Origin of the sequence: Stenotrophomonas sp. NPDC077461 (genome assembly GCF_049545475.1) — a bacterium.
Classification (GTDB): Bacteria; Pseudomonadota; Gammaproteobacteria; order Xanthomonadales; family Xanthomonadaceae; genus Stenotrophomonas; species Stenotrophomonas nematodicola.
On record NZ_JBMWDO010000001.1, the window covers coordinates 364,424 to 382,886 of the forward strand.

General features: G+C 66.0%; 12 protein-coding genes and 2 tRNA genes. 13 read left to right on the forward strand and 1 reads right to left on the reverse strand.

Features of this window, described 5'->3' with window-relative positions; genetic code table 11:
- The first annotated feature begins 54 nt into the window (after window positions 1-54).
- The 9 genes from ACPEH8_RS01680 to ACPEH8_RS01720 all read left to right on the forward strand — a co-directional run bounded on the left by ACPEH8_RS01680 (window position 55) and on the right by ACPEH8_RS01720 (window position 12,209).
- Window positions 55-3,303 (forward strand): TonB-dependent receptor, encoded by a 3,249-nt coding sequence (locus ACPEH8_RS01680; protein ID WP_017356377.1) that lies wholly within the window; start codon window positions 55-57, stop codon window positions 3,301-3,303.
- 250 nt (window positions 3,304-3,553) lie between these two features.
- Window positions 3,554-4,942, forward strand: coding sequence for a nucleotide 5'-monophosphate nucleosidase PpnN (ppnN, locus tag ACPEH8_RS01685; RefSeq protein ID WP_423665883.1), 1,389 nt, complete (start codon window positions 3,554-3,556; stop codon window positions 4,940-4,942).
- A gap of 171 nt (window positions 4,943-5,113) precedes the next feature.
- Window positions 5,114-5,629, forward strand: a complete 516-nt coding sequence (locus tag ACPEH8_RS01690) for a GspH/FimT family pseudopilin (RefSeq protein WP_017356379.1) — start codon at window positions 5,114-5,116, stop codon at window positions 5,627-5,629.
- Window positions 5,626-6,102 carry a type IV pilus modification protein PilV gene (pilV, locus tag ACPEH8_RS01695; protein ID WP_423665885.1) on the forward strand — a complete coding sequence of 159 codons (477 nt, stop codon included), beginning with the start codon at window positions 5,626-5,628 and terminating at the stop codon, window positions 6,100-6,102. Before ACPEH8_RS01690 ends, pilV begins: the two co-directional genes overlap by 4 nt.
- Complete coding sequence (locus tag ACPEH8_RS01700; RefSeq protein ID WP_017356381.1) at window positions 6,099-7,265, forward strand: PilW family protein; 1,167 nt, start codon at window positions 6,099-6,101, stop codon at window positions 7,263-7,265. The genes pilV and ACPEH8_RS01700 overlap by 4 nt, the downstream gene beginning before the upstream one ends.
- Window positions 7,266-7,269: 4 nt before the next feature.
- Window positions 7,270-7,779: a pilus assembly PilX family protein gene (locus ACPEH8_RS01705; RefSeq protein WP_017356382.1), complete on the forward strand. Its 510-nt coding sequence runs from the start codon at window positions 7,270-7,272 to the stop codon at window positions 7,777-7,779.
- Window positions 7,780-7,790: 11 nt separating this feature from the next.
- Complete coding sequence (locus tag ACPEH8_RS01710; RefSeq protein ID WP_166472821.1) at window positions 7,791-11,633, forward strand: pilus assembly protein; 3,843 nt, start codon at window positions 7,791-7,793, stop codon at window positions 11,631-11,633.
- A 12-nt stretch (window positions 11,634-11,645) separates the two neighbouring features.
- The gene (locus ACPEH8_RS01715) at window positions 11,646-12,074 is read left to right on the forward strand and encodes a type IV pilin protein (RefSeq protein WP_017356384.1); all 429 of its coding nucleotides are present in this window, start codon (window positions 11,646-11,648) and stop codon (window positions 12,072-12,074) included.
- Window positions 12,075-12,132: 58 nt separating this feature from the next.
- Window positions 12,133-12,209 (forward strand) — tRNA-Asn (locus tag ACPEH8_RS01720).
- A gap of 68 nt (window positions 12,210-12,277) precedes the next feature.
- Here ACPEH8_RS01720 and ACPEH8_RS01725 read toward each other — a convergent pair.
- Window positions 12,278-12,814 (reverse strand): GspH/FimT family protein, encoded by a 537-nt coding sequence (locus ACPEH8_RS01725; RefSeq protein WP_153164377.1) that lies wholly within the window; start codon window positions 12,812-12,814, stop codon window positions 12,278-12,280.
- Between the two features lie 151 nt (window positions 12,815-12,965).
- On the opposite strand from ACPEH8_RS01725, the gene uvrB reads away from it, so the two are divergent.
- The 4 genes from uvrB to ACPEH8_RS01745 all read left to right on the forward strand — a co-directional run bounded on the left by uvrB (window position 12,966) and on the right by ACPEH8_RS01745 (window position 18,462).
- Window positions 12,966-14,990 carry an excinuclease ABC subunit UvrB gene (gene uvrB, locus ACPEH8_RS01730; RefSeq protein WP_136006990.1) on the forward strand — a complete coding sequence of 675 codons (2,025 nt, stop codon included), beginning with the start codon at window positions 12,966-12,968 and terminating at the stop codon, window positions 14,988-14,990.
- 104 nt (window positions 14,991-15,094) lie between these two features.
- Window positions 15,095-15,169, forward strand: a tRNA-Val gene (locus tag ACPEH8_RS01735).
- Window positions 15,170-15,336: 167 nt separating this feature from the next.
- Entirely contained in the window at window positions 15,337-17,781 is a 2,445-nt protein-coding gene (locus ACPEH8_RS01740; RefSeq protein WP_423665887.1) for a DNA internalization-related competence protein ComEC/Rec2, read from the forward strand.
- Between the two features lie 3 nt (window positions 17,782-17,784).
- Window positions 17,785-18,462 (forward strand): MotA/TolQ/ExbB proton channel family protein, encoded by a 678-nt coding sequence (locus ACPEH8_RS01745; protein ID WP_136006988.1) that lies wholly within the window; start codon window positions 17,785-17,787, stop codon window positions 18,460-18,462.
- Window position 18,463 lies beyond the last annotated feature (1 nt).

Consider the following 18,463-nt stretch of genomic DNA (forward strand, 5'->3'; position numbering starts at 1 on the left):
TTGGACGCGTTTTTTTCTCCGCCATCGCCAATCTCGCATCGAGGCTACTCCCCAATGACCCACTCCCGTTGTCTCCGGATGTCCAAGCTGACGCTTGGTCTCGTGGCTGCACTTGCTGCCGCTCCCGCCTTCGCCCAGAGCACCTCTGCAGGTGTCGGCGGCCAGGTAATGTCGGCTGCAGGCGCGCCTGTCGCCGGTGCGGAAGTCACCATCACGCATACCGAGTCGGGCACGGTCAGCCGTGCGACCACCGATGCATCGGGTCGTTACAACGCGCGCGGCCTGCGCGTGGGTGGTCCGTACACCATCACCATCAACAAGCCCGGCGCTGGCACCAAGACCGAAGAGGGTGTCTACCTCGGCGTGAGCCAGTCGGCGACCGTCAACGCCACGCTGAGCGGTGATATGGCAGCGACCAACTTGGATGCCGTCCAGGTCACCGCCGTCGCGGCCGGCTCGGAAGTGTTCAGTGCGACCAAGATGGGCGCCGGTACGAACATCAGCCGTCAGACCATCGATGCACTGCCCTCGGCCGGTGGCAACATCCAGGATTACGTCCGTCTGGATCCGCGCATTGCGCAGACCAACAAGGCCGACGGTCAGATTTCCGTAGGCGGCCAGAACCCGAAGTACAACGCGATCCGCGTTGACGGCGTGTCGATCAGCGACACCTTCGGCCTGGAAGACAATGGCATGCCGACCCGTCGCCAGCCGGTTGCGATGGATGCGCTGGAAGCGATCAATGTCGACCTGTCCAGCTACGACGTCACCATCGCCGGCGCCACCGGTGCGGTGATCGACGCGGTGACCAAGTCCGGTACCAACGAGTTCCACGGTTCGGTCTACGGCTCGTACCGCGACGGCGATTGGTTCGGCAAGGACCCGGCCGGTTATAAGTTCGACGGCTTTGACAACGAGCGCACCTACGGCATGACGCTGGGCGGTCCGCTGGTCAAGGACAAGCTGTTCTTCTTCGCCAACTACGAAAAGCAGGAGTGGAAGTCTCCGGGCGCAAGCGTGGCCGACAGTGCGCTGGGCAACGGCACGATCAGCCAGGCCCAGATCAATGAAGCGACCCGTCTGGCCAGCACCCTGTACGGTGTTGATGCAGGCAGCGTTGGCGACGTCGATGGCAGCACCGACCTGGAAGAGTACGCGGTCAAGCTGGACTGGAACATCAACGACAATCATCGCGCCAGCTTCCGTTACAGCAAGGTCGAGCAGAACCAGGCACGTACTCCGACCACCGGCGGTTCAATCGTCAACCTGAGCTCCTCCTTCTTCCAGCAGCAGAAGACGATCGAAAACTATGTCGCCCAGGTCTTCAGTGACTGGACCGACAACTTCTCGACCGAGTTGAAGGCGTCGTACCGTGACTACACGTCGGCGCGCATCATGCCGGGCGAAAAAATCGCCACCACCAAGATCTTCTTCGGCGGCAACGTGGATTCTCCGACCGGTGAGTACATCATGTTCGGGCCGGACCCGAGCACCCCGGGCAACCTGCTGCAGACCAAGACCTGGAACGGCTACGCATCGGGCGTACTGACCCTCGGCGACCACGATGTCAAGTTCGGTACCGACTTCAGCAGCAACGACGTGTACAACATGTTCGTCCAGAACCTGTACGGCACGTACGAGTTCTTTGGCCTGGACAACTACGCTGCCGGCAACTGGAGCAACTATGTCCAGCACCTTCCGCAGCCGGGCCTGAGCGATGACACCATCGCCGCCAGCTTCAAGTACCGTGAGCTTGGCCTGTTTGCGCAGGACACCTGGTATGTCAACAACAACCTGACGCTGACCTATGGCGTTCGTGCCGACAAGCCGTCTGTCAGCGGTCGTCCGACCCTGAACGCGGCCGCCCTGGCCTCGTTCGGGCTGGACAACAGCTACGTCAACGGCAAGGACAAGTGGCTGGTTCAGCCGCGCTTCGGCTTCAACTACACCTTCGACTCGGACCGTCCGACGCAGCTGCGCGGTGGCGTGGGCCTGTTCCGCGGCGCATCGCCGCAGGTGTGGTTCGGCAATGCATTCAGCACCACCGGTCTCAACTACCTGCGCTACACGGGCGAGCAGGGCGGCACGATCAACTCGGGCAACTGGGCATATGAGCCGATCGTGGCGGATCAGGTCCGTCCGTCTGTCGGCACGCCGGAAACCAACGTCACCTACGTGAGCCCGGACTTCGAGCAGCCGTCGGTGTGGAAGGCCAACCTGGCGCTGGATCATGAGTTGCCGTGGTATGGCCTGGTCGCATCGGCCGAGTTGCTGGTGACCAAGGTCAAGAGCGATCTGTTCTACCGCAGCATCAACATCGGCGAGTCCACCTTCAAGGGTCAGGACGGTCGCGACATGTACTACGACCCGTCGCGCATCGGCCGCTCGTGGACCACCGGCAGCAATCGTTACAAGCGTGACCGCAACTTCGGCAACGTGTATGTGTTGGAAAACACCGACCAGGGCCGCAGCAGCCAGTTCACCGTTTCGTTGGCCAAGCCCTTCTCGCCGGAAAGTGACTGGAGCTGGAACGTGGGTTACACCTACACCGACTCCAGCATGGTCAGTGACATGACCAGCTCGACCGCCGGTTCGACGTGGAACTACAACTACATCTTCAATGCCAACGAAGAAACGATCGGTACCTCGCGTTACCAGATCCGCAATCGTGTCAGCAGCAGCATCAACTGGAGCCACAAGTTCTTCGGCGACTACAAGACCAGCGTAGGCATGTTCTACGAAGGTCGTAACGGCCGTCCGTTCAGCTACGTGTACTCCAACGATGCCAACGGCGAAGGCCGCAGCGGCAACGACCTGTTCTACGTGCCTGCCGGCCCTGGCGATGTGCTGTTCGGTACCCTGAGTGCGACGGGTCAGTTCACGGCCAACCCGGCGATGGAAAAGTCGTTCTTCGAATGGCTGTCCGCCAACCCGGATCTGGCCCGTTATGCTGGCCAGGCGGCACCGCGTAATTCCGGCCGTTCGTCCTGGGTGAACAGCTTCGATCTGCGCATCAGCCAGGAACTGCCGGGCTTCTTCAAGGGCCACAAGTCCGAGATCTGGCTCGATGTGATGAACATCGGCAACCTGATCAACAAGGACTGGGGCCATATTGAAGATTACGGCTTCTTCGCGAACCGTCGCGTGCTGACCGCTGCGGGCATGTATGACGGCAAGTATGTCTACAGCAACTTCAACCCGAACAATGTCGAGCGTCCGACGGTTGCCAATGGCAGCAACGGCAACGGCAACACCGGTGTGTCCCAGTGGTCGATGCAGCTGGGCTTCCGCTACAAGTTCTGATGAAGTGATCTAGCACCGCTGTACCCGGAACGGCCAGGGCAACCTGGCCGTTCTGCTGTCCGGCGCCCTGCTTGCTCCCGCGCCGGGTTGCGCGTATGCTCAATTGGTTGCGCCGAAAAAGGCGCACGTACGGCGGCCCAAGGCAGCGCCGGGGCGCCACACATCCAACGGTCGGGTCTCCCCGGCCGTTTTGCTTTTTAAGGGGGCAGCGGTACAGTCGGACACCTTGAGGAAAGCAGAAAAGATGGAAATGAAAATCACCGAAACGCCGGCGCGCACGTTGCCGGTGCAGGACGCGCGGATCTACCCGCGCGGTGGGCTGGACGTGTTGTCGCGCGCCGAAGTGGCGCGCCTGCGCGACGCCTCCGGCGGCGGCATGCACGAGCTGCTGCGCCGCTGCGCGCTGGCCGTGCTGACCAGTGGCAGCGCGTCGGACGATCCGCGCGCCGCGCGCGATCTGTACCCGGATTTCGACATCCAGGTGGCGCAGCAGGATCGCGGTGTGCGCATCGATCTGGTCAACGCGCCGGCGATGGCCTTCGTCGACGGCGAGATCATCCGCGGCGTGGCCGAGCTGCTGTTCGCGGTGGTCCGCGACCTGGCCTACATGGCCATCGAAATGGGCCCGGCCTACGCCGCCGAGCTGGAATCCTCCGAGGGCATCACCAACGCCGTGTTCGGTTTGCTGCGCAACGCGCGCATCCTCAACCCGGGCGATCCGAACCTGGTGGTGTGCTGGGGCGGCCATTCGATCGGTCGCGATGAGTATCTGTACACCAAGCAGGTCGGCTACGAGCTCGGCCTGCGCGGGCTGGACATCTGCACCGGCTGCGGCCCGGGCGCGATGAAGGGCCCGATGAAGGGGGCGACCATCGCCCATGCCAAGCAGCGCAAGCATGTCACCCGCTACATCGGCCTGACCGAGCCGGGCATCATCGCCGCCGAGTCGCCCAACCCGATCGTGAACCACCTGGTGATCATGCCGGACATCGAGAAGCGTCTCGAAGCGTTCGTGCGGATCGGTCACGGCATCATCGTGTTCGCCGGTGGCGTGGGTACCGCCGAGGAAATCCTGTACCTGCTCGGCATTCTGCTGCGCGAGGAGAACAAGGGCCTGCCGTTCCCGCTGATCCTGACCGGCCCGACCGTGGCCGCGCCGTACTTCGAGCAGATCGACCGGTTCATCCGTCTGACCCTCGGCGATGAGGCCGCCAGCCGCTACGAGATCGTCATCGGTGATCCCGTCGCGGTGGCGCGCCAGATGTCGGCCGGCATCAAGCGTGTGCGCGAGCATCGCCTGGCGCAGAAGGATGCGTTCTTCTTCAACTGGTCGATCGAGATTCCGTGGGAGTACCAGCAGCCGTTCGTGCCGACCCACGAGGCGATGGCAGCGCTGGACCTGCATCACGGGCGGGCGCCCCATGCGCTGGCGGCCGATCTGCGCCGGGCCTTCTCGGGCATCGTCGCCGGCAACGTCAAGGAGGATGGCATGCGCCGGATCGAGCAGTTCGGTCCGTTCGAGATTCATGGCGACGCCGACATGATGCAGGCCCTCGACGAGCTGCTGCGCGCGTTCGTCGAACAGCGCCGCATGAAGATCTCGGGCGAGTACCAGCCCTGTTACAAAGTCCTGGCCTGAGCCGGGCAGGGGGCTGACGGCGGGCAGGGGTGCCCGCGGCCAGCCCCGTCCGTGGTCCCGGGCGTCAACGCATTGACGCCTGTCGCCTCCGGGCGACCGTTCGTCCTGTCGCCGCTTGCCGCCGGGCGGCAGGGCGTCCATCTTCTGTGTCATCACGCTGGGGAGCGTTCCATGTCTTCACGCCGTTCCAACGGCTTCACACTCGTCGAACTGCTGACCACGGTCGCGGTGATCGCCATTCTGTCGGCGATCGCCTACCCGAGCTTCCAGGGCGTCATGCGCTCGAACCGGATCGCGACCGCCAGCAGTGAGGCGTCCGGCCTGATCGCGCTCGCGCGCAGCGAGGCGATCCGCAACAAACGCGGGGGCGGTGTCTGCGGCAGCGCCACCGGCACCAGCTGCGATGGCAGTTGGGACAAGGGCATGCTGGCCTGGGCCGACGTCGACGGCGGCGGCACGTTCAGCGATGGTGAGGTCGTGCTCCGTTTCATGGCGGTCAACACGGCGGTGAGCGCGGTGGGGCCCGACGCCGCCGCGATCGCCTTCGACGGCCGCGGCCGCCGCCGCAGCGCCGATCAGCAGGAAATCGACCTGCAGCCGGACAGCTGCAACGGGCAGCCATTGCGCCGTCGTCTGACGGTCAACGCGTCCGGCCAGCTCAGCACCCTCAAGGAGAACTGCTCATGAGACGTTTCCGTGCCTCCGGAGGGCGCAAGGCCGCCGGCGGTTTCAGCATGATCGAGGTGCTGGTCACCATCATCGTGCTGGCCTTCGGCCTGCTCGGCTTCGCGCTGCTGCAGACCATGAACGTGCGTTTCGTACAGAGCGCCAACTACCGTACCCAGGCGACGAACCTGGCTTACGACCTGATCGACCAGATGCGGGCCAACCGGTTCCAGTCGGCCTGGTACACGGGCGCGTCGTTCGCGTCCGGCACGGTGACCCGCGCCGCCTGTACGCGTCCGACCGGGACCGTGACCATCGGGCAGAACGTGGCCCGCTGGCAATGCCAGGTGGTGCAGGCGCTCGGCGAGGGCGCCAGTGCCACCGTCACCAACGTCAACGGCCAGGTGCAGGTGGACATCGTGTGGGGCGACCAGCGTTGGGACAAGGCCAACCCCAATGCGCGCACCACCTTTACTGCGGTGACCCAGCTATGAGCCGTGCGTTTCCCCTGCCGCGCGCCGTCGCGGGCATCTCCCTGATCGAGGTCATGGTCGCGATGGTGATCGGCCTGGTGCTGATGCTGGGCGTGATCCAGGTGTTCAGCGCGTCCCGCGAGGCCTCGCAGCTGGCGCAGGGCACCGCGCGCGCGCAGGAGAACGCCCGGTTCGCGCTGGAGTTCCTGCAGCGCGACATCCGTATGGCCGGTCACTTCGGCTGCGTCAACGACCAGGCGCACTTCGTCAAGAACCAGGGCGATCCCGTGGTGAACATCGCCGGCGTTGCCACGGGCGATGGCAGCGCACTGGATTTCTCGGTCTCGATACAGGGCTACGAAGCCCCCAGCAGTGCCCCGGACAGCAACCTCACGCTAGGCGCGACCTGGGCGGAGCCGACTGACCTGCCGACGCCACTGAAGAGCCTGGTCCCGCGCGGCGGCAGCGATGTCCTCGTGCTCCGCTACCTCGCGCCGGTGGGCGTGCCGGTGACCAGCATCAGTGCAGGCAGCGACAACACCATCGGCTTTGACGGCGATCTGGGCAGGCGGCTGACCGAGGAGGGTGTTGCCGCCCCCACACTTTTCGGTATCGCGGACTGCAGTCATGCAGACGTGTTCGTCGGCACCTATGCGGTGGGCAGCGTCACCGCCAGTGGTGCCACGCTCAGCCGCTACAACGTGCAGCCGACCGGTGAAACCATGCTTTACCGCGCCGAGTCGATCGCGTACTACGTGGGGACGTCGGCCAGCGGCGAACCGGTGCTGATGCGCGCCCGCGCCAACGCCGCCGGCAATTACGACGTGCGCGAGGAGCTCGTTGAAGGCATCGAGAACCTGCAGGTGATGTACGGCCTGGATACCACGCCGGTGATCAGCCAGACCCAGTTGCCGGTCGGCAACGTTACCGTGCAGGGCACGGCGGCCGACGTCAGCACGGGCAACGATGCAGTGGCGGCCAATCAGTGGCGCCGCGTCGGTCAGGTCCAGGTGGGCGTGCTGGCACGCAGCCCGAATCCCTCGATGGCCTCGTCATCTGCCGCCGCTGTGAATGATCCGCGCCTGCTGGGCGTGCGTTTCGTACCGGCGGCCGCGTCCGACGGTCGCTACCGCGCCGCATACGAATCGACCATCGCCCTGCGCAACCGTCTCTTCGGGAACTGATGCCATGAACCGGTCTTCCAGAACCTTCACCGCACCTGCGCGTCAGCGCGGTGCCGTGCTGTATGTCGCCCTGATCATGCTGATCCTGTTGGCACTGATCGGCATCGCCGGCATGCAGGTGGCCGGCATGCAGGAAAAGATGGCAGCCAACTATCGGGCCACCAACACCGCCTTCCAGGCGACTGAAAGCATGACCCGGCGCACCGAGCACGCCATCGAGGCGATCGCCAACCGCACCTCGCCGGCCAGCGATGCGCCGATCACGGCCAGCAACATCGCGCTGAACTGTGATGATGGCTACGACCCGGTTGACTGGGGCCGGAGGAAGTCCATCACCGGCGCCGATGCGGTCAACGTGCGCCGTATCGACTCCTGCATCATCGGCGGCGGCTCGCTGGGCATGGGCAAGGCTCTGGACCCGACCGCACCGATCTACCAGATCACTTCCTTCGCCACCGATGTGCCGGCCGGTCCGTCCTCGTCGGCCGTCATCGACACCGTATTCAAGCTCTGAGGGCTGCCGACATGATTTCCCGCAAACTCGGTATCACCGCAGGGGCAGGTGTGCTGCTGCTCGGTTCCGGCCTGTACTTCATGTACAGCCTGTTCGCTGCCCAGGGGCAGGGCGAACTCGCTACGGCGCCGCTCAATTCGGTCAGCTCGGCGCCCCCGGCCTTCATCATGGCCGTCGACGATTCCAACTCGATGACGTTCGAGCGCATCTTCGTCGGCGGCGACGGGCGTCTGCAGTGGAACGGCAGCAGTTTCTTCAAGTCGGCAGGTGTGTTCTACAACGTGGGTGTGGGTTGCAACAACAACTCGGTGGACTGCTATGTCTATCTGTTCCCGCACAACGGCTACAACGCCAGTTACACCCCCGGCCGTGCCGTTCCACCGCTGGATGAATTCGGCTTTGCGCGCTCGCCTGCCTACAACGCCGGCTACTTCAATCCGGCCGTGACCTACGAGCCGTGGCGCAAGGCCGACGGTGTGGGAGCTGCGGGTCTGTGGGATGCGGCGGTGCCGGGCAGCACCCGTGCCGATCCGCGTTCGGATTTCAAAACCGGCTACAACGTCATCTATAACCTGACGACCTCACGTGCGCTGACCTCTGAAACCTACAGCATCCTCACGGGCATGACCCTGCCCAAGGGTACGGTCTATTACTCCAGCGGCGAGACCTGCAACACCACCTATACCGATCGTCGTGGCAACGTGATCTCGAACAACGACGGTCTGCCCGACGCCAAGAAACAGTGGGTCGCGCTGGACAAGGCCTGGGTGGCACCGACCAACTGCACGGTTCCGCTGCAGTATTTCCCGGCCACGTTCTATCTGCCGGAAGCGGCGCCGGCCCCGGCCGGATACAAGACCGCCGACGCCAACCGCCCGATCATCAAGAACGCCTGTGGTCCGTCCTGCAATCTGCGTCGCTACACGATCATCTCGGACAACTACGACAGCGGCTACAACGACGCCATCAAGAACTTCGCCAACTGGTTCCAGTACCACCGCAATCGCATCCTGTCGATGGTGGGCTCGTCCTCGCATGCCATGCGCGAGATCGAGAATATGCGGGTGGGCTACTTCACCATCAACAAGCTCGTCGACGTGACCATGTACGACGTGGTGAAGCAGCGCGCCGACCTGTACAAGAAGATCTACAGCCTGGCGCCCAACGGCGGTACGCCGAACCGCGAAGCGGTGGACTTCCTGGGCAAGCAGTTCAGCCGCACCGGGCCCGGCGCGCCGGTGGCGTTGGCGTGCCAGCGCAACGGCGGCATGCTGTTTACCGACGGCTACACCAACACCTCCAGCAAGGTCCCCGACGGCACCGACTACGGGAACGCCGATTCCTCGGGCACCACGCACTTCAGTGGTGCGCCGTTTGGCGACAGCTACAGCAACACCATTGCCGATATCGCGGCCGCCTATTACGACGGACCGTTGGTACCGCTCCGCACCGACGACGGGTTCCCCGCCGGGCAGGTGCCGGTCAGCAAGCAGTGCAGCACGCTCAGCAAGACCTCGGCGGACTGGAAGCGCTTGGACTGCCAGACCAATCTGCACATGAACTTCTACGGCGTGACGCTGGGCGCCCAGGGCAAGATCTATGAAGTGAACCAGGCGGCGACCAAGGATCCGTACACGACCGCACCGAACTGGAATGGCAACGGCAAGCCGATGGACTCGGATGACGGTCGCGTCATCGACGAACTGTGGCATGCCGCGATCAACACACGCGGTGAGTTCATCAACGCCAAGACACCGGCCGAAGTGACCGCCGCGATGCGCCGTGTGCTGTCCGCCGTCGCCGCCGGCTCCTCGCCGTCGGGCAGCATCGCGTTGACGGGTGCGCGCATCGGCGCCGGCTCGCTGACCGTCACTCCGACCTATGAAGTGGCCAATGAAGGTACCGACTGGTTCAGTCGTCTGGCCGCCAATCAGGTCTCGGTCAATCCCAGCACCCGGGCAGCGGTCTACACCCCGATCTGGGAGGCCAGCAGCAAGTTCCCGCTTGCGGCCTCGCGCAAGATCTATTTTGCCAACGGTAACGGCATCAGCGAATTCACTTCGCCGACGGTCACGCTGGACATGCTCTGTGGCACGCCCACCGACCTCTACCCCGGCATGAGCCGCTGCGACAGCGCGGGGCTGACTGGCCTGGCCACGGATGCGTCGGCCACCGCCTATCTGCGCGGCGATGCGAGCGGCGAGGTCCGCAACGGCGGCAAGCTGCGCGACCGCACCACGATCCTGGGTGACATCATCAATTCGTCGCCGCAGATCAGCGCCCCGATCGACGACTTCGGCTATGGCGCGCTGACGGATACGCCGGGCTCGACCTATGCGGCGTACCTGAAGACCAAGCTGAACAACCGCTACATGGTCTATGTGGGCGCCAATGACGGCATGCTGCACGCCTTCGATGGCGGTCTGGATGCGGAGGGCAAAACCGCCGGCAATGGCGGACGTGAGCTGTTTGCCTACATTCCGGAGACCTCGCTGGGCCACATGGGCAACCTGCTCAAGCCCTACAACCCGCTCAACGCCAAGGACCAGGTGCCGCACCGGTACTTCGTCGACGGTCCGGTGACTGTGGGCGACAGTCACTACGATGGCGCCTGGCACACCACTCTGGTCGGTACCACCGGTGCCGGCGGGCGGGGTGTGTTCGCGCTGGACGTGACCAAGCCGGACAACTTCGGCGCCAGCAGCCGCCTGTGGGAGATCAACGACATTTCCGGTGGCTCTACGGATATCCGGAACAACATCGGCTTTGTGCTCGGCAAGCCGGTGATCGTGCCGTTCAAGTCAGGCAACACCGTGAGCTGGAAGGCGATCTTCGGCAACGGTTACAACAGCAAGAGCGGCAAGGCGGTGCTGTTCGTGGTGGACATCGGCACCGGATCGCCCAACGTGCGCATGATCGAAGCCGCCGAATCCGGCACGGGGGCGCCGTCGGGGGTCAACGGGCTGGGCAACATCGTGGTGCTGGATCGCAAGGACAATGGCGACTCCACGCGGATGGTGCGCGATGGGTACGCCGATACCGTGTATGGCGCCGATGCCAACGGTGCCGTGTGGCGCTTCGATCTTCTTGAGAGTGGCAACAAGGTGAGCAAGCCGGTGTTCACCACGCTGTCGCGCGTCGAGTCGCGGATGACCTACCGCCAGCCGATTCTTGGCGGCCTGGTCGCCGCCTCGGGCGAAGGCGGTGGCGTGCTGCTGATGTTCGGTACCGGCAGCTTCTCCTTCGCCAATGACGTGGCGGATGAAACCACCCAGTCGCTGTACGCCTTCACCGATCGTTCCGGTGCCACCATCACGACCGTCACACGCGACAACCTGCAGCCATATGCGGTGCAAGTGGGCAGCGATGGTGTCTCGCGCTCGATGACGACGGGAACCCGGCCCACCGGGCCCCTGGGGTGGTACATCGATCTGCCGCGGGGCGAGCGCATGATCGGCTATCCGGACGTGGTCGCCGGCGTGGTGTTCATGCCGACCTACGCGGCCCTGCTCAACTCGACGGGCTGCAGCACCGTCGGCAAGAACTGGCTGTTCGGCCTGGATGCCCGTTCCGGTGCGGCGGCGTTGTCGACCGTCCGGCTGGGCTCGCCGGGCGGCAAGTCCTACGCGGCGGGCACGGCGGCGGTCGCGCTGGATACCGGCGGCTCCGCACCGGTCAAGGACGTGGCGGTGTCGGTGGTGCCGCGTCTGCAGGCGCCTGCCAACCCGGGCGGCGGTGCCGCACCGCCCACCGTGCCGGGCAGCGGCTGCTGGATGGTGGTCAATGTGGCCGGCGCCCAGCCGATGTACCTGCCTTATCCCTGTGGTCGCCAATCCTGGCGCCAGATCCAGTAACGGAGACCGCACATGCGTTCGATGCTTTCCAACCGGTTCCGCGGCCATCGCCGCGGAGCCCCCGGCTTCACCCTGATCGAGCTGATGATCACCGTGGCGGTGGTCGCCATTCTGGCCGCAATTGCGTATCCGTCCTACCAGGACCAGATCCGCAAGTCGCGGCGTGCGCAGGCGAAGGCGGACATGGTGGAGTACAGCCAGATGGCCGAGCGTTTCCATACCGTGAACAACACCTACGCGGGCTTTGCACTGGGCGCGACCCAGACCCCGCGCGAGGGCGGCTCGGCGTGGTACGCGCTCACCATCCAGCAGACCCCGGCCACGTTCACCATCACCGCTACGCCCCAGGGCACGCAGGCGAAGGACAAGTGCGGCACGCTGACCATCAACCAGGCCAGCGTCAAGACGCCGGCCGAGGCGACGGTGTCCGGCTGCTGGTGATGCGGAACGGGGCAGGGTGTTGCATCGTCACGCGGCAACCTCTAGAATTCGCCTCCCCGCCCGAATAGCTCAGCCGGTTAGAGCACTTGACTGTTAATCAGGGGGTCGTTGGTTCGAGTCCAACTTCGGGCGCCAGATCATGCAGAAGCCGCGAGAAATCGCGGCTTTTGTCGTTTCCGACACTGCCTCGGCGGCCGCGCCGCTCAGGGACACGGTTCGGTGCCGCGGTAGGTCAGGGATCGCGCACGCCCGGTGTTGTTCACGATCACATCGCCACGCCGCTCGTCGCGCAGGCACAGCGCGATGGTCAGATTGCTGCCCAGGCTGCGCCCATTGGCGCCATAGCGCAGGGTGGGGCGTCCGGACGTGGCGGTGGCCCGGATGCCACGCGCGCGCTGGCCCGGCTGGTAATGCAGCACGTCGTGCGGCGCGGCCGGCTGATCCTGGCGGCGGCGGTCGCGGTAGATCAACCACCCTGCGCTCCAGTCCAGGCTGCAATGCCGCCCATCGTCGCTTGCGCACACGCTGACGGCATGGCGGCGGCTGATCGCCGTGCTGCGCGCGGCGGCGAATGCGGTCAGCAGCTGCATCCGCATCGTATCCACGCGGGTCCGATCGAGCACATCCTGGAAGCCGGGCAAGGCCAGCGCGGCCAGCCCCGCCAGCAGGCCCAGCGCCAGCAGCAGCTGGATCAGGGACAGGCCGGCCGCCTGCGGAGGGGGACGGGTAACCGGGCGCATCGGGAACGTCCTTAACAGCGGAGGTATCGACAGTGCGCGGTCCGCACGGTGGGCGGTATCGGCACATCCCGGCCGCGGGCCTCGGCATAGCCCTCAGCCAGCCGTCACCAAGGCCCCCGGTATACTGGAGGGCCCGGGCAGTGGCGGCACCATGAGCGATCGCTTTGAACTTGTTTCCCCGTACTCGCCGGCCGGCGACCAGCCAGCGGCGATCGAGAAGCTGACGGCCAACTTCGAGGCGGGTGTCGCCAAGCAGACCCTCCTCGGCGTGACCGGCTCCGGCAAGACCTACACCATCGCCAATGTGATCCAGCAGGTGCAGAAACCGACGCTGGTGATGGCGCCGAACAAGACGCTGGCCGCGCAGCTGTATGGTGAATTCAAGGCCTTCTTTCCGCACAACGCGGTGGAGTATTTCGTCAGTTACTACGATTACTACCAGCCGGAGGCCTACGTACCGTCGTCGGACACCTTCATCGAGAAGGACAGCTCGATCAACGAACACATCGAGCAGATGCGCCTGGCCGCCACCAAGACGCTGCTGTCGCGGCCGGACGCGATCGTGGTGGCCACGGTGTCGGCGATCTACGGCCTCGGTGCCCCCGAGGACTACCTGTCGCTGCGCCTGATCCTGTCCAAGGGCGAGCGCATCGACCAGCGTGATCTGATCAACCACCTTACCCAGCTGCAGTACACCCGCAACGAATACGAACTGCACCGCGGCACGTTCCGCGTGCGCGGCGAAGTGATCGATGTGTTCCCGGCCGAATCGGACAGCGAAGCGGTACGCATCGAGCTGTTCGACGGCGAGGTCGAGCAGATCAGCATGTTCGATCCGCTCACCGGTGAAAGCCTGCGGCGGCTGCAGCGGTATACCGTCTATCCCAAGACCCACTACGCCACCACACGCGAGCGGGTGCTGTCGGCAGTGGATACCATCAAGGCCGAACTGAAGGTGCGGCTTGAGCAGCTGTACGAGCAGAACAAGCTGGTGGAGGCGCAGCGTCTTGCCCAGCGCACCCAGTTCGATCTGGAAATGATGGCCGAAGTCGGGTTCTGCAACGGCATCGAAAACTACTCGCGGCATCTCACCGGCAAAGCGCCGGGCGAGCCGCCGCCGACGCTGTTCGACTACCTGCCGCCGGATGCGCTGCTGGTGATCGACGAATCGCACGTGACCATTCCGCAGATCGGCGCGATGTTCAAGGGCGACCGTTCGCGCAAGGAAACCCTGGTGGAGTTCGGTTTCCGCCTGCCGTCGGCGCTGGACAACCGTCCGCTGCGATTCGAGGAATGGGAGGCACGCTGCCCGCGCAGCATCTATGTGTCCGCTACACCTGGACCGTACGAGCTGCGCGAAGCCGCTGACGAAATCACCGAACTGGTGGTGCGTCCAACCGGTCTGATCGATCCGGTGGTGGAGATCCGTCCGGTGGGCACGCAGGTCGACGACCTGATGAGCGAGGTCAACGAGCGCATCAAACTGGGCGACCGCGTGCTGGTCACCACGCTGACCAAGCGGATGGCCGAGAACCTCACCGAATACCTCACCGAGCACGGCATCCGCGTGCGGTACCTGCACTCGGACATCGATACCGTCGAGCGCGTGGAGATCATCCGCGACCTGCGTCTGGGCAAGTTCGACGTGCTGGTCGGCATCAACCTGCTGCGCGAAGGCCTGGACATGCCCGAGGTGTCGCTGGTGGCGATCCTCGATGCGGACAAGGAGGGTTTCCTGCGCTCGACGGGGTCGCTGATCCAGACCATCGGGCGTGCGGCACGCAACCTGCGCGGCAAGGCGATTCTGTATGCCGACCGCATCACCCGCTCGATGCAGGCGGCGATCGACGAGACCGACCGCCGCCGCGCCAAGCAGGTGGAGTACAACGAACTGCATGGCATCGTGCCCAAGTCTGTGTTGCGTCCGATTACCGATGTGCTGGAAGGTGCGCGGTCGGAAGCGGCCGAGAAGGAGAGCCGCGGCAAGGGCAAAGGCAAGGGGGGGCGGATCGCCGAGGAGGCGGTCGATTACCGGACGCTGGAACCGGCGCAGATCGCCAAGCGCCTGCAGGTGCTGGAGCAGCAGATGTACCAGCATGCGCGCGATCTGGAGTTCGAGGATGCGGCCCGTGTACGCGATCAGATCCGCCAGTTGAAAGAGGCGAGCCTGGGCTGAACAACATCTTGTGAAAAATCTTCACAAAAGTGTTGCTCTTCCCAGGCGACGTCCGTAATATACGCGGCCTGCACCGACGCAATCGCGGCAGCGCAGAACGAAACGGGCGGTTAGCTCAGCGGTAGAGCACTACCTTGACATGGTAGGGGTCACAGGTTCGAACCCTGTACCGCCCACCACTTAAGTACCTGAGCAATCAGAGGAAAGAGTGGATACGAACGAAGCCGGCCCTTGGGCCGGCTTTTTCGTTCTGGTCCTCCTGCAGGCGAGGTGCATGGGGGGCGATCACCCTGTCGCCCCGGAGTATTCCGACGCACGCAAGCCGTGGCGTCTGATGGTGGCTGCCATGACGCCAGCAGACGATGGCCGTTCCATCGCCGCGCCGACTTCCATGCCACGCTCGTCCTCCGCTGCGACCGCCGACAATGTGCCGATGTTTGGCAAGGCCTGTGCCGCCAGCCTGCTGGGTGGCGTGTGTGCGGTGGTCTTTGCCCCTGTCCTGCTGCCGGTGGCCATCGCATGGTGTGGCCTCGTTGTCGGCGCGGGTGCCTGGAGCGCGTGGCCGCGCGGGCGCTGGTGTGGCGGGTTGCTGCTGGGCGCGGGGTGGGCGGCGCTGCACGGGCATGCTGGCCTGGCACTGCAGTTGCCGGCCGCCGCGACACCGGCCGAACATGCCCTGCGCGGCCGGGTGCTCGACCTTCCACACCACGGCGAGCGCAGCACGCGCTTCCGCTTCCGCATCGACGACGACGCCGGCATGCCCGTTTCGCTGCGTGGACGCGAGGTGGTGCTGGGTTGGCACGATCCGGTCAGGCCGGACGCGTCACAGGGGCGTCATGCACTGCGTGCCGGCGCGCGCTGGTCGCTGGTCGCCAGGCTGCGGCCGCCGCGTGGCCTGCGCAACCCGGGCGGCTTCGATGCCGAACGCCAGGCGTTGCTGCAGGGCGTGGCGGGCAGTGGCTATGTCACCGCGCCGCATCGGGCCCGCGCGCTGGGCCCGCCGACCGGCCTGCCGGCGTGGCGCGAGCGCATGGCCCAGACCATCGCGGACCAGGTACGCGGGGAAGGGCGCCGCTTCGTCCAGGCGCTGGCGCTCGGTGATACGCGCGGCTTGACCGCGCGCGACTGGGAGGACCTGCGGGCCCTCGGGCTGACCCACCTGGTGGCGATCTCCGGTTTCCATGTCGGTCTGGTCGCGGCGGTCGCGGCCTGGATGGCAGCGCTGGCCTGGAGGCTGCTGCCGGTGCTGGGGCGGTACTGGCCACGACCGCTGGCGGCGGCGCTGGCGGCGGTCGCAGGCGCCGCACTGTACGCCGCCGTGGCCGGGTTCGCGCTGCCTACCGTGCGCACGGTGTTGATGATCGCCATCGTCGCGGCCGCGCGCTGCACCCGGCGGCGGGTCACCGTGGGGCAGGCATTGGCAATGGCGGCACTGGCTGTGCTGCTGTTCGACCCGCTGTCGGTTCTCGCGCCGGGCTTCTGGCTGAGTTTCGCCGGCGTCCTGTGGCTGGTGTGGTGCCTGCCCGGGACGGACCGGCATTGGCTGGCCGCATTTCTCGGGGCGCAGGGCGTGGCGACGGTGAGCCTGCTGCCCCTGACGGTGGCGTGGTTCGGCCAGGCGTCGCGCGCGGGGCCGCTGGTCAATCTGCTGGCCATTCCCTGGTGGAGCCTGGTCGTGGTCCCGCTGGCACTGCTCGGCACCGCGCTGGAGGCGCTGTACGGCGGCGCGGGGCGATGGCCGTGGCAGCTGGCCGCGTGGTGCTTCGACACCAGTTGGTGGCTGTTCGGCCACGTCGCCCGCCGGCCGTTCGCGTTGTGGTGGCTGCCGCAGGCCGGGCCGGCCGCGCTGGTGCTGGCCGTGGCAGGTGTGTTCTGGCTGCTGATGCCGCGCGGCGGCGGCGGCCGGTTGGCGGCGCTGGCACTGTGTCTGCCGTTGCTGTGGCCGGCGCGGCCGCTGCCGGCCGACGGGGAGGTCGAACTGCTGGTGGTGGATGCCGGGCAGGGCCTGGCGGTGCTGGTCCGCACCCGCACGCATGCGCTGCTGTACGACGCCGGCCCGGCCGTACCGGGCGGCTTCGATGCCGGCGAGCGGGTGGTTGTCCCGGCCCTGCACGCCCTGGGGACGCCGGTGTTGGACCGGGTGCTCCTCAGCCACGGCGACCTGGACCATGTCGGCGGCCTGGCCGCCGTGCGGCGGTCCCATCCGGAGGCGCGGCTGCTGGCGCCGTCGGGCGCGCTGTCAATGCCGGCGGCCGTGTGCCGTCGCGGTGACGGCTGGCGCTGGGATGCGGTTGATTTCCGGCTGCTGCACCCGCCGGCCGGGCAGGGCGGGCGCGGCAATGCCGCCAGTTGCGTGCTGCGCATCACCACGCCGCACGGGGCGATCCTGCTGCCTGGCGATATAGGCCGCCGCGAGGAGGCGGCACTGCTGGCGCAAGACGCACCGGGCCTGGCCGCCCGGGTAGTGGTGGTGCCGCATCACGGCAGCGCCGGATCGTCCACGCCCGGCTGGGTGGACGCGGTGGCGCCAGAGCTGGCACTTGTATCGGCCGGGCATGGCAATCGATTCGGCCATCCGCGGGACGAGGTGGTGGCGCGCTGGCAGGCACGGGGCGCGGAGGTGCTCACCACCGCAGACAGCGGCGCGCTGCGGGTGTGGCTGGGCCAGGACGGCCTGCAGGTGCGTGAACAGCGGCTTTTCCAGCCCCGTTGGTGGGATGCCGCGGAGCGGGCGCGGGCGACTGCTATCCTATCGACAGTCAAACAGGCGGCCGTAGGGCCAGAGGGTTGAAACGTGTGGGAACTGGTCAAGGCCGGTGGCTGGCCGATGGTGCCGCTGCTGCTGTTGGGCGTACTGGCTTTGGCGATCGTCCTGGAGCGTTTCTGGACTCTGCGTCGCAATGAGGTCCTGCCCCCGGGGCTGGGCCAGGAAGTGCGCAACTGGGCGGCACGCGGCAAGCTTGATCCCGGCCACATCCAGTCCCTGCGGGCCAATTCGCCACTGGGCGCGTTGCTCGCGGCAGCGCTGGAAGCCCGCAACCGCCCGCGCGACCAGATCCGCGAGCGCATCGAAGATGCCGGCCGCCACCTGGTGCATCGCATGGAGCGCTTCCTGAACGCCCTGGGCACCATCGCCTCGGCCGGCCCGCTGCTCGGCCTGCTGGGCACGGTGGTCGGCATGATCCAGATGTTCTTGGGCATCCTCGACCACGGCGTGGGCGATGTGAACCAGCTGGCCGGCGGTATCGGCAAGGCGCTGGTGTGCACGGCCACCGGCATGATCGTGGCGATTCCGGCACTGATGTTCCATCGCTACTTCAAGGGCCGCATCAACGGCTATGTGATCGAGATGGAACAGGAGGCCGGCGCGCTGCTGGACGCGCTCGATGCGCGTCCCGGGGTGATGACCGGTGCCGCCCGTCCTGCCGCTGCCGCACCGGTCGCGGGTACGCCCGTGACGGTCAAGGGCTGAC